This window comes from Paenibacillus glycanilyticus NBRC 16618 (genome assembly GCF_004000805.1).
GTDB classification, from domain to species: Bacteria; Bacillota; Bacilli; order Paenibacillales; family Paenibacillaceae; genus Pristimantibacillus; species Pristimantibacillus glycanilyticus.
In genome coordinates, this window is record NZ_BILY01000014.1 from 144,820 (window position 1) to 156,981 (window position 12,162).

General features: G+C 54.0%; 13 protein-coding genes and 1 riboswitch. Of the genes, 1 reads left to right on the forward strand and 12 read right to left on the reverse strand.

The window, feature by feature from the left end; translation table 11 throughout:
- Positions 1-3: 3 nt before the first annotated feature.
- The 11 genes from cobT to lepB form a co-directional block, all read right to left on the reverse strand.
- Positions 4-1,071: a nicotinate-nucleotide--dimethylbenzimidazole phosphoribosyltransferase gene (cobT, locus tag PGL01S_RS13715; protein WP_127495175.1), complete on the reverse strand. Its 1,068-nt coding sequence runs from the start codon at positions 1,069-1,071 to the stop codon at positions 4-6.
- A gap of 26 nt (positions 1,072-1,097) precedes the next feature.
- Positions 1,098-1,904: a heme ABC transporter ATP-binding protein gene (locus tag PGL01S_RS13720; protein ID WP_127495176.1), complete on the reverse strand. Its 807-nt coding sequence runs from the start codon at positions 1,902-1,904 to the stop codon at positions 1,098-1,100.
- On the reverse strand, positions 1,904-2,938 hold the full coding sequence (locus tag PGL01S_RS13725; RefSeq protein ID WP_127495177.1) for a FecCD family ABC transporter permease: 1,035 nt from the start codon (positions 2,936-2,938) through the stop codon (positions 1,904-1,906). The genes PGL01S_RS13720 and PGL01S_RS13725 overlap by 1 nt, the downstream gene beginning before the upstream one ends.
- 1 nt (position 2,939) lies before the next feature.
- Complete coding sequence (locus PGL01S_RS13730) at positions 2,940-3,929, reverse strand: ABC transporter substrate-binding protein (RefSeq protein ID WP_244935586.1); 990 nt, start codon at positions 3,927-3,929, stop codon at positions 2,940-2,942.
- A gap of 172 nt (positions 3,930-4,101) precedes the next feature.
- Positions 4,102-4,316: riboswitch (cobalamin riboswitch) on the reverse strand.
- 32 nt (positions 4,317-4,348) lie between these two features.
- On the reverse strand, positions 4,349-6,583 hold the full coding sequence (locus PGL01S_RS13735; protein WP_127495179.1) for a heavy metal translocating P-type ATPase: 2,235 nt from the start codon (positions 6,581-6,583) through the stop codon (positions 4,349-4,351).
- A gap of 145 nt (positions 6,584-6,728) precedes the next feature.
- A complete protein-coding gene (locus PGL01S_RS13740) occupies positions 6,729-7,037 on the reverse strand; it encodes a rhodanese-like domain-containing protein (RefSeq protein ID WP_201000397.1) in 309 nt (102 codons plus the stop codon).
- A 1-nt stretch (position 7,038) separates the two neighbouring features.
- Complete coding sequence (locus tag PGL01S_RS13745) at positions 7,039-7,419, reverse strand: DnaJ family domain-containing protein (protein WP_127495181.1); 381 nt, start codon at positions 7,417-7,419, stop codon at positions 7,039-7,041.
- A 106-nt stretch (positions 7,420-7,525) separates the two neighbouring features.
- Entirely contained in the window at positions 7,526-7,837 is a 312-nt protein-coding gene (locus PGL01S_RS13750) for a YbjQ family protein (protein ID WP_015844937.1), read from the reverse strand.
- A 132-nt stretch (positions 7,838-7,969) separates the two neighbouring features.
- On the reverse strand, positions 7,970-8,296 hold the full coding sequence (locus PGL01S_RS13755) for a YqzG/YhdC family protein (RefSeq protein WP_127495182.1): 327 nt from the start codon (positions 8,294-8,296) through the stop codon (positions 7,970-7,972).
- 80 nt (positions 8,297-8,376) lie between these two features.
- Complete coding sequence (locus PGL01S_RS13760) at positions 8,377-9,186, reverse strand: VanW family protein (RefSeq protein WP_164775461.1); 810 nt, start codon at positions 9,184-9,186, stop codon at positions 8,377-8,379.
- A gap of 29 nt (positions 9,187-9,215) precedes the next feature.
- Positions 9,216-9,752 carry a signal peptidase I gene (gene lepB / locus PGL01S_RS13765; RefSeq protein ID WP_127495184.1) on the reverse strand — a complete coding sequence of 179 codons (537 nt, stop codon included), beginning with the start codon at positions 9,750-9,752 and terminating at the stop codon, positions 9,216-9,218.
- Positions 9,753-9,901: 149 nt separating this feature from the next.
- On the opposite strand from lepB, the gene PGL01S_RS13770 reads away from it, so the two are divergent.
- Complete coding sequence (locus PGL01S_RS13770) at positions 9,902-11,089, forward strand: MFS transporter (RefSeq protein ID WP_127495185.1); 1,188 nt, start codon at positions 9,902-9,904, stop codon at positions 11,087-11,089.
- 5 nt (positions 11,090-11,094) lie between these two features.
- On the opposite strand, the gene PGL01S_RS13775 is transcribed toward PGL01S_RS13770, so the two are convergent.
- On the reverse strand, positions 11,095-12,162 hold a 1,068-nt coding region (locus PGL01S_RS13775; protein WP_218032365.1), incomplete at its 5' end, for an energy-coupling factor transporter transmembrane component T.

Here is a 12,162-nt window from a genome sequence, read left to right on the forward strand (position 1 = left end):
CACCTACTCCCTGGAAACTCCGGCACTTGAGAAGGTTGCCATTTCCTGCATCAGCTTTAACGCGGCATCAACGAAATGGAAGCACAAGACGGCGCCCGTTCCTTCTCCAAGCCGCATATCGAGCTGAATCATCGGAGACAGCCCCATCGACTCCAGCACAACCGCATGCCCTTGTTCCTGGGACAAATGGGAGGCGAACAAATAAGGCTTCGCCTGTTCAGCCAGCCGAACCGCTACCAGAGCGGCAACCGAGGAAATAAACCCGTCAACGACAACCGGACAGCCGTTTGCTGCCGCGCCGATGATAAATCCGGCCAATCCCGCTATCTCCGCGCCGCCTACCTTGGCGAGTACATCAAGCGGATCCGAGGCATCAGGGTTATTAACGGCAATCGCGCGTTTCACGACTTCAATCTTGTGCCGCCAGCTTTCATCGTTAATGCCGGTTCCTCTGCCAACGGACAGTTCGGGCGATAATCCCGTCAATACGGTTGTCAGAGCGGCGCTTGGGGTCGTATTGCCGATGCCCATCTCTCCCGTTGCGAACAGCCGGTAGCCTTTTTCAGCCAACTCATTGGCTACTTGTACGCCTGCCATAACCGCCTGAAGTGCTTCTTCCCTGCTCATCGCAGGCTGCTTGGCCATATTGGCTGTACCTCGAACCACCTTCCGGCTGATCAGCCCCGGATGCTCGAGCTCGGCATTAACGCCAATATCCACGCAATAAACATCCGCTCCCGCCTGTCGTGCGAGGACATTTACCGCCGCTCCGCCGCTTAAGAAATTAAGGACCATTTGAGGGGTCACTTCTTGCGGATACGCGCTGACTCCTTCCTCGCATACGCCGTGGTCTCCAGCCATCACGACTACCGCTTTGCGGCTCAAATCCGGCCATAGGCTTCCTGAAATCCCGGCTAAGCGAAAAGCAATCTCTTCAAGCTTCCCGAGACTGCCGGTTGGCTTTGTCAACTGGTCGGAATGCGCCTTGGCTTCAATTACAGCCTGTTCTTGGAAAGGTCTGATTCGTTCGATCACCTGTTTTAACTCGGCACCTAATTCATTTGCCACAATATTTTCTCCTCTCCGTATGTAGAACTCTATGTCATTTCAATTAATCTGCCGGCATCCTGTTGCTTCGGCTGCAATAGAATCTGGGGCGTACCGGTTAAAGGATGCTTCACGATCGTTGCTTCCGTCTGATAAACCTCACGGATCAGTTCAACGCTAAGCACCTCCGCTGGAGCGCCCATTGCCGCTACTCCGCCCTTATGCAGGACGAGTATCCGATCACAATAAAGGGAAGCCAAATTCAGATCGTGCAGAACGGCTACAACCGTCAAATTGCGCTCCTGCTGCCACTTCCGCACGGTATCCAGCAGCTGTACCTGATAACCGATATCCAGATAAGTCGTTGGCTCATCCAGCAAAATAATTTCCGGCTCCTGCACCATCACCTTCGCTAGAGCTACCCGCTGACGCTCCCCGCCGCTTAGCTGATCAAGCGGCCGGTTAGACAAAGGCGTCAGCCCCATCGACTCCAGCGTATAATCGATCAGCGCCGAATGATCCTCCCGTTCATCGCCAAACCAATTCTGATAGGGAAAACGCCCCATTTCAACCACTTGGCGGACGGTAAAGCCAGCTGGGGGTAACCCGCCTTGCTGCAGAACCGCCAAACGTCTCGCGAGCGCTTTGCGGGAAAAATTCGACAGATTCACGCCGGATAAGCTGACATCGCCCGAAGAAGGCTTTGTCACGCCGGATAATAGCTGCAGCAGCGTTGACTTTCCTACGCCGTTTGGCCCGATAATGCCATGAATCCGGCCGGGCTCAAGTTTAAACGAGAGGTTCTCCAGGACAGAACGGCCGTTAACTTTCTTGCTCACTTGTTGAACCGAGATCATTAATAGCCCTCCTGTCCTTTTTTGCGCCGATACAGCAGATACGCGAAGAATGGCGCGCCTAGCAAAGCGGTTACGACCCCAAGCGGTATTTCTTTCGGGGCAAGGGCTATTCTTGCAAGCGTATCGGACCATAACACGAATATGCCTCCGCCAATCGCCGAGAGCGGAATCAGCAGCCGGTAATCGGGACCAACCATTAACCGGATGAGATGCGGCACCACCAAGCCTACGAAGCCGATAACTCCGCTGACCGACACCGCCGCCGCGGTAAGCAGCGTCGAGCCGATCAGGACGATCAGCTTTGTCCGTTCAACCCGGATTCCCAGATGCGCCGCATGCCTCTCGCCAAGCACAAATAGATTCAGCGCTTGTCCGTATGCAATCAAAATCGGCAGGCCAATCACCAGGCACGGAAGCACGATATAGACGTCCGCCCAGTTTTTCATCGCCAGAGACCCCATCAGCCAGAACAGAATCTGATTAATGACTTCGTCGGACATCGATACCATAAACGATACAAACGCGCCTAAGAAGGATTGAATGATGACACCGGACAGGATCAATGTCTCAATCTGCATGACGCCCCTGCTGCGCGCCAGGAAAAAGACGCCGAGCAGCGTCAGCGTTCCCGTCATAAAAGCAACAACCGGAATCGTCCATTCGCCCAGCACGGCCTGATAACCAAACAAAATAAGAAAAGCCGCCCCTACCGAGCTGCCGGATGATACCCCTAACGTATACGGATCGGCAAGCGGATTGCGAAGCACGCCTTGAAAGCCCGCTCCGGCAAGCCCGAGGCAAGCGCCAACAAGCACGCCTAGCAGCACGCGTGACAATCTGACCTGCGTCACAATCGCGATCTCTCCGGTACTCCAATGAGTGCCCGCATCATCCGTCCAAGGAAGCTGATGCCAGAGGATTCCCCATACATCGGCAAACGGAATCATGGAGGACCCAATCGACAAACTTAGAACGATAGAAACAGCAAGAAGGAGCAAAGCTGCTCCTCCATAGACCGCTAGTTTTCTTTTCATCTTACTTCACAAGATCCGGGTGAAGAGCTTTCGCAACCTGCAGCAGGGCATCCGCAAGACGCGGACCTACGCGCGAAGTCTCGTCATTGCCAACTTCGAACATCTGCTTGTTCTTCACCGCATCAATCGCATCCCAGCCCGGACGGCTGTTAATTCCGGTAACGATTGGATTCGGATCCTCTCCCAGATCAGGATAAAGGATAATTTCAGGGTTTTGCTTCACGACTTCTTCCGCGCTAACTTCATACCAGCCTGCTTGCGAAGCGCCCACGTTCGTTCCGCCGGCAATCGTAAGCAGTTCATCCAGGAACGTGCCGGAACCAACCGTCCAGCCTGGCGAGAATTCCAGGTAAACCAGCTTTTTCGGAGCGTCCTTCACGGCATCCGTCACCTGCTGCTTCACATCGCGCATATGCGTTGCGACTTGCGCGGCTTCCGTGTTCTTATTCATTATTTTACCGATTGTCTCGATTTTGGCAATTGTTTCATCGTAAGTTTTAGGATCCGTGGCAAGAACCGTAATGTTCAGCTTGCGAAGCTGCTCGACCGCATCGGTATTCATCGAAGAGGAAGCCACTACAAGATCGGGATTAAGAGCCGCGACTGCTTCGATATTGGTCGTCATGTCGCCTACTTTAGGCTTGGACGCCGCTTCTTCCGGATAATTGCTGTAGCTGTCAACGCCGGCTACTTCTTCGCCTGCGCCAACCGCATAAAGAACTTCCGTCTCGCTTGGCGCGAGAGATACGACCTTCGCTGGAGCTTTCTCAAACGTCAGTTCCGTTCCAGTAGCATCCGTCACTCTGAACGGATATACCGTCTCCGCTGCGGCTGCCGGACTTTCGGCCGGCTGCTCGCTTTGAACCGGCGATGCCGACGCGCCCGCATTCCCCGTATTCCCCGCATCGTTCGTGTTCGCTTTGTTAGCGCCGCATGCCGCCATAAAGACCAGAATTGCGGCCATCAGCATGGCCAGCATTAATTTCGACAATCTTTTGTTTCTCCCAACCATTGTTTCCAAGCACCCCTTCTATTTATCTTGAATCGAAAACAAAAAAAGGCATTCCCGGCAAAGGTGCCGGAAATGCCGGAAGTCTTTCTTTGTATGCGCGCAAAGAAAGACGGGTTCCCTCATTCCAACACTTCCCTAATTCCGCGTAGGTACAGCGTTATGCGAACAGGCAGGTCTCCTGACTCGAAGCAGTAGCGCCAGCGTCTTCCCGAATATAGCATTCAGTGACGTAAGCTGGCACACGGGTCTAATTAAAATTAGACCGCTTCTTACAGTGGCGGGTCCGTGCCGGATTTTAACCGGACTTCCCTATTAAGCTTGCAACAGCCTGTCGGCTCCTGCAGCACCTGTTCCATGATTTATTCGTTTTCGACCAACGTAACTATACCACCCATATTCTAGAATTGTCCAGCAGCTCTTCTTAATCTTGCTCCAAGACGGATGGCGTTGCCCACCACCGACACCGAACTGAACGCCATTGCCGTACCGGCCATCCATGGCTGAAGCATGCCGCAAGCGGCGAACGGAATGATAAGCGCGTTATAGATAAAAGCAAACGTCAGATTTTGCCGGACATTGCGAACCGTTAGGCGGCTGATCAGCAAAGCCTCCGGAATAGCGGTCATCCGGGGCTGGAGAAGCGTAATATGCCCGGCCGTTAACGCCGCATCCGTACCGTCTCCCATCGCGAGGCCTACATCCGCCGCGGCAAGTGCCGGAGCGTCATTCCAGCCGTCGCCAGCCATCCCAACCTTGTAGTCCTGCTCCTTCAGGCGGTCAACCAGCTCCAATTTATCTTCAGGCAGCATATTGGCATAGACCTTCGAAGGATCGATTCCCGCCGTTTGGGCCGCGCTCAAGGCAGGCGCAGGATGATCTCCCGTTGCCAGAACCACGGTTACTCCGGCTTTCCGAAGCTGCGTCACGGCCGGCTTGGCAAAAGCCTTTACCGCATCGATGAAGGATATAGCTCCGATTACCCGGTTATTATCCGCTACGTATAACACCGTTTCCCCAAGCTTCTGGCGTTCTTCCGCGAATCTTTGAATAGCTGGACTGCCGATGCCCCACTTTTTCAGTGAGGCAAACCCGGCATTGCCGATTCCGATTCTTCTCTGCTCCACCAATGCTTCTACCCCTTTGCCTGTCGTATAGGAGAAATCGGTTGCGGCAGGAGGAACGAGGCCGGTCTGCACGGCCTCCGCCCGAATGGCGACGGCAAGCGGATGAGTCGAATTGGCTTCAACGGCGGCTGCAAGCCTCAAAAGCCCTTGCTTGCTTCCTTGCGTAACGTGCATGCTGCCAATCTTCGGTTTTCCTTCGGTTAACGTTCCCGTTTTGTCAAGCACGAGCATATCAAGCTGTGCCAAGCGTTCAAGCGCACCCGCTTCCTTCACCACAATCCCTCTTTTGGCGAGACGCCCCGAGGCTACGACAAGGGAAATCGGAGTCGCAAGTCCTAGCGCGCATGGGCAAGCCGCCAACACTACCGCGACGGCGCAACGGAAGGCTGTCGTCCAATTGCCCGGATCCACAGCCGTAACCCAAATAACAAAAGTGCCTAACGAGAGAAGCAGCATCGCCGGTACAAACCAAGCCGATACCGCATCGACCTGCCGCTGAATCAGCGACTTCGAACGCTGCGCCTGCCTGACGAGATCAACAATACGGCTTAACATGGTAGCATAACCGGCAGCGGTGGTGCGGATTCGGAGGCTGCTGCTTTCATTCCGGGTTCCCGCCCATACCTGGTCGCCGGGACGCTTGGCAAGCGGAACGCTCTCGCCCGTCAACAAGGATTCATTAATTTCCGACTCTCCGTTCGTTATAACGCCGTCAACGGGAATAATCTGTCCGGCAGGCACAAGCACATAATCGTTCTCCCGGACAAATTCCGTTTTGATCTCCATTTCAACGCCGGCCCGCTCCACTTTTACTACCGTGTTCAGCAGCTTGCTGTATCCCGAGGCATCCTGCTGCGCGCGCGAAGTAACCGAGGCTTCAATAAACTTGCCAAGCAGCACGGCCGTTATAACGACTGCGGATGTCTCGAAATAGAGAGGAACCTCATGGGCATACAAAGCGGTTCGATCCGCATTAAATACGAGAAAATGGCTGTACAAATAAGCAGCCGAGGTTCCGGTTGCCACCAGGACATCCATATTGGTCGCCCGCGACCGGATGGCGTGATAGGCCCCGATATAGAACGGCAGACCTATGACGAACTGGATGACGGTCGCAAGAACCAGTTGAAGCCACGGATTGGTCAGAAGCTCGGGAAGCTCTATCCTGGCAAACGGAGCCAGATGCTGTACCATCGCCGAGAGCAAAGGCGCAGTAAGAATCATGGAGATGATCAATCTCAGCCGAAGCCGGCTTCGTTCCTTCTCGAAGCCTTCCTTCGCATTTTCGGGCAGATCCGCTTTAAAGCCAAGCTTGGCGATCTGATGCATGATGGCTGACGGTTCAATCATTCCAGGCTTATATTGCACCCAGGCCGTACGTGCCGAATAGCTGACCGCTACGGCTTCAACGCCTGGCATTTTTCCGACATTCTTCTCTATTCTGGCCGCGCAAGCGGTGCAGCTCATCCCTTGCACGGATAAATCGATCGTAATTCCCTTATCGTCCATACGGCTCACCCGCCTTCCGCTTGTCCATTCTACTGCCGTAATCGAACAAGCTCCTGCGTTAATCTATATGATTCGAATGGAGGATGTAGAATTAAAAAAGCGTGCTTGCGGAGGCAATTGCCGCCTGACAAGCACGCTTTGATTTTTATTTGCCGTATGCGACATCGCCATTCCAGGCCAGCATGCCGCCGGTCATGTTGGTTACGTTATAGCCTTGGGCATGAAGGAAATCGCAAGCTCTTCCGCTGCGTCCGCCGCTGCGGCAAACCATGATCAGAGCCTGATCCTTCGGCAGCTCTTCGTAGCGTTCGCCGAATTGCGAGAGCGGAACGCTGACCGCTTCCGCGATATGTCCCGCTTCCCACTCGTCATCCTCGCGCACGTCAATCAGATTCAGCTTCTCGCCGTTTTTCAGGCGCTCTTCAACTTCTGCTGGCGTAATTTCTGGATACACTTCATTCCACTCCTTCATATTTCTTCAATATCTTTGTTTCATATTGCTGAAAAACCGGCGATTGCCGCAGTCCGCGCGCTTCCATGAGCATCTTGAACCTCAGCTCTTTCTCCGTCAGCTTCTTCTTGAGAACGGCTTGTTCATCCGGATTCCGGCATAGGCGGATCATATCGCGGAGGCTCACGATTTCCTTCTTCACAACCATCTCTTCGGGAATCATTCCGGCGTTGCTCAGAAGCTTGTAGGCAACCCGGAGCTCCTCCGGCACATGGGAGTTATCCTCCAGTTCCAGCGGTTTGCCTTTCCCTTTCAGGTTGTCAAATTCGCCCTTCGCCATCGATTCCTTAATCCGCTGCTCTACTAGCGAGGACATAAAATCCATGCCATGTCCGCCTCCTGTCATTGCCCGTCATCCCTAGCGCTTTCTTTATGCATTGTAACGAAAAAGAAGCCTCCCGGCAATGAGAAGCTTCTTTCTCAACCTTATATTAGATACGAACGGCCGTGCCGCTGACAGCGACCATCAGCATGCCATCGCGCACGACCTCGTAGTCGATATCAATGCCGACGATCGCATTCGCTCCCAAGCGGAAAGCCTGGTTTTTCATTTCTTCAAACGCAACATCCCTTGCTTCCTTCAGCTTGCTCTCGTAAGCCCCGGAGCGTCCGCCCACAATATCAGTTATGGAAGCAAAAAAGTCGCGGACAACGTTAGCCCCCATAATCGCTTCGCCGGTTACAATGCCGGAATATTCGATAATCGGACGTCCTTCAATAGCTGCGGTTGTTGTTACTAACATAAAATGACCCCTCCCGATAATAGTTAAGCCGATAATAAGAAGGAATACGTTTCGTGCGAAAAAACGTTTCATTTAGCACTAAGAAAAGGGCAATTTCCCCGAGGGCTTTTGGATACCGATTTGCGTTCGACTTCAGCCCCTCAGCTCCTCGATCCGAACATCTCTTACTTGGCCGGTATCGGCTGCCACAAAAATATGGACGCGCACCCCGAATTCGGCACCGCTGCCTCTAAGCCATAACTTAAACCGCTCTTCCGTCCTCGAACCTTCGGCGGTAAAATGCCCCTCGTATTTGTAATCGATAATATCGGCATCCGGATATTTATTCGCGGTTTCCTGCATCGCGATTTTTCCGTATTTGGCATATGAAGGCTCCGCATGCGCGGCTGAAGGCACCGCAATCGCAAATAAAACGGCAATCAGCATATAAATCAATAGTCTGCCTTTTTTGAATCCCATACTGCCACCTCCCTGACCACATTTTTGGTACTCCGCTTAGTGTGGCTGTTCGTGAAGGCAGGCATACATGCTATTCTCTTTTACACCGGTTCAAGCATAGGGGCATACATCATGACGGCTTCATTCTCCGTGACGAACTCTTCGCCCAGCAGCTCCCCTTCATCCAACGCGTATTTCCTGCGGTAGATCGAATTGCTTCTGACGTAACCGCCCCATGGCTTCAGCTCGATCCGGTGATCCTTCTCCACGACTTCGTACCGGTAATTCACCGGAAGAGACGAGCGCCACTCGCCAACCAGCTTATCCTCCGTAAGACCTACGATCAGCTGAAAAGGCTGCCGCGTCGGATTATGGATCTGCAGATCCAGATAATTGTACGCGCAGGTTGCCCCGCTTCCGAACGGCTGCGTCCGCCCGGCGTCCGGGAATACATCGTAGCTGTGCCTGTGCCGTTCAATGACCTGCAACGGGGTATGCAGCGTCATCCAATAGATGAGATTGGACATTTGGCATAATCCGCCGCCTATTCCATGTTTATATCCGCCGTAAAATAAAATCATGCCGTCCACATAACCCTTCCTTCTAGTCGGTTTGCCTATGGCCCGCCAGTAGGAGAAGGTTTCGCCGGGCATTAATACGATGCCGTTCAACTTCTCAGCCGCCAGCCGCAAATTAATGACCTTGTTGGTCTGCAGCCACATGTCTACATTTCGAAGCTGCCTCATAAGAGGAGTTGCATGGGTAAAAACCACATACGGCAGGGACAGCTCATTATGGATTCTGGCAAGCTTTCCGGCACTGAACAGCCATTTTACCCTTCTTTTATTCGTATACCACCATTTACCCGCCTGCAGTCGCAAAAAAGAACGTTTGACGGGCCGATGCTGCATCAGATTATTCAACTTCCCTCTTCTCTCCTTTACAGAAGTCCAATTTTGTTGAGCGGCCATATCCGGTATACGGCCTTCCCTTCAATGCTGGAAAAGGCAATCGGCCCGATTGACCGGCTGTCCACGCTATGCTCGCGGTTGTCGCCAAGAACAAAAAGCTCCTTCCGGGCAACCGTGTAGGGGAATTTCATCCCGCCAGGCTCCGTCATCCCTACGGCGTAATTCTCCGTTAGCTGCTGCCCGTTCAAGAGAACCATTCCGTCCCGGACATCAATAACATCGCCTGGCACGCCTATGACTCTCTTCACCAAGCGCAAGGAGCTTTCGGGCCCATGGATAATAACGATATCTCCGCGTTCCGGCGGCTTGAAACGGTAGGACCATTTGTTTTCGATCAGGCGCTGGCCTTCCACAAGCGTTTTTTGCATCGAGATATTATGTACCTCTGCCTGCGCGTAAACATAGTTTTGGAACAGCAAAGCGATGATGATGGCGGCCGTAATCGAAATCAGCCACTCTCTTAGCTCACGCAGCAGCTTGCGATTCCCGGTTAGTTGATCATCCATTCCCTAGCACTCCTTGAAGAAATAGGAATTCAACATAACCATCACCTATAACGTTTTCGCCCGGCAAAAAGTTACCTGAGGACTAAAAATACCGTGACAGGTGCGTGGCATGTCTTATAAAGTAGATTTATATGAGGGAGGTAGCCAGAATGGAACCATCAACACGATCGCAGCGACTACTTTTTATGACGGTAACGTTAATGTTCTGGATTGCAATGTATACATACGTGCCGACGTTGTCGCCTTATTTGAGCTCAAGAGGGCTTTCGCTTGATTTAATCGGGGTTGTGCTTGGCAGCTATGGCTTTGTCCAGCTGTTAATCCGTTTTCCGCTGGGGATGCTGTCGGACCGTTACGGTAAAAGAAAGCCGTTTATCCTGCTTGGCATGCTTGCCGCCAGCGTCAGCTGTCTTCTGTTCATCATTCCGGGAAGCTGGCTGTGGCCGCTTGCGGGGCGCGCGATGGCGGGGTTATGCGCATCGACCTGGGTTGCTTTTACGGTGATGTACGCGAATTATTTCGCTGCGGAGGACGCCACGAAGGCGATGGGGAATATTAGCGTGATGACCGTGTCCGGCCAAATGATCGGGATGCTGTTAAGCGGCTGGATGTCCGAGGGATTCGGAGCGGATGCTCCTTTCGTGCTTGGGGCGGTTATCGGAGGAATCGGGCTGTTGCTGGCGCTCGTGATTCACGAGCCGGCCAAACCGCTTCATGAGCGGAGCGGAATATCGTTCTCGAAGATTCAAAGCGTAATCCGGACGAAGCTGCTGCTGCAGGTGGCCCTGCTCTCTTTGCTCGCGCATTGCGTGCTGTTCATTACGATGTTCGGGTTTACGCCGTTAAAAGCGGAGGACATGGGCGGCAGCGGACTCGAGCTTACGTTGCTCGTATTCGCCTTTATGGCGCCGCATGCTCTCGCTTCCATGTTTACGGCCAGATGGTTTGCGCCGCGCTTCGGGAATTGGACGACGATCGGCGCCGGATTTATCCTAAGCGCCATCTGCACCGTCTCGATCTGCTATGTGCATTCCATCTGGATTCTTATGCTAACGCAGGTGATTAACGGATTTGCGCAAGGCTTGCATATCCCTCTTCTGCTTGGTCTTGCGATCCGGGACGTGGATCCTCCCGGCCGGGCTACCGCCATGGGTCTGTATCAGGCGGTCTACGCGGCAGGCATGTTCGCCGGGCCATTCCTTGCGGGCTGGCTGAACGAAAGCTGGGGGTTAAACAGCGGCTTTGCGCTAGGCGGTATGTTTGGATTGATCGCCGCCGCGCTATGCCTGGTCTATTACCGTTCGGATCGCAAATTAATTAAGTCCATTAATGATTAATGCTATTATCTAATTAAAAAAAGAATGATCGCAGCGGCAGCCGCAGTAATTACGATGACGATATCCTCCCTGCTGAACTTCAATCTCAGCCCTTGCGTTGGCTTCGCAAGCGGATGACCGATCCCGCGGGCTTCAAGCGCATCCGCCATTTGCTCGGCCATACGCAGCAAGGAACGGATGTAGGGCACCATGGCAGGCAGCAGCATCCGGAACGGAAGCGACCCTGCGGCGGTCGTGACCTTGCCCCGCGCATGCGCGATCTTCACGTAACGCTCCCATTCCCCCGCAAGCAGCGGTATAAAGCGGAAAATCAAGGTTACCGTAAGCGCGATGGACATCACGGGAACGTTGAACCGGCTCAGCCAGCCAAACGTCTGCTCCAGGCTGCGCTGGACTCGCAGCGGCGTCACGAGCCCCATTAGAGGCAGCCCCAGGATCATCACAAGCAGCAAACCGCTGAAGCGCTGGATGGTCTGGAGGGCGGCCTCCCAATCGAAGCTATATGGCGAAAATTGCACGCCCGAAATAATGGCGATCACCGCCGTCATGATCACGTAGGCCCGGATGGCATTCATCCAGGGCCTTATTTGTGCTCGCAGCGGGATAAGCACCGCAAGGGAGAGCGCCGCGGCGACAGCCAGCCCTGCCCAGCTGTGCTGGAGCAAGATGGTTGTGGCGAGCAAGAGGTACGCGGCGATTAACGCCCGCGGATCGAACCGCGCAGCGAGCCCTTGGTTTGGCGCCTCAGCGGGCGCAGCCACGACGGGCGATCCAGCAGCGGGCGATGCAGGCGTAGGCGGAGCTGCAGCGGGCTGAGCAAGTGCAGGCGATGCCGTAATAGGTAGAGCCTCAGCGGGCGATGCCGTAGTAGGCTGAGCTGCAGCGGGCTGAGCAAATGCAGGCGATGCAGCCGTAGGCTGAGCTGCAGCGGGCTGAGCAAATGCGCGCGATGCTTCTGTGAGCGATGCCGTAGTAGGCAGAGCCTGCGGCTCCGCCGCCAGTGCTGCTGCCGATGTTAGTGCAGCAGCACTGGCGCCAGCGGCTTGCAAGGACGGGCGCTCCGCCGTCCTTGC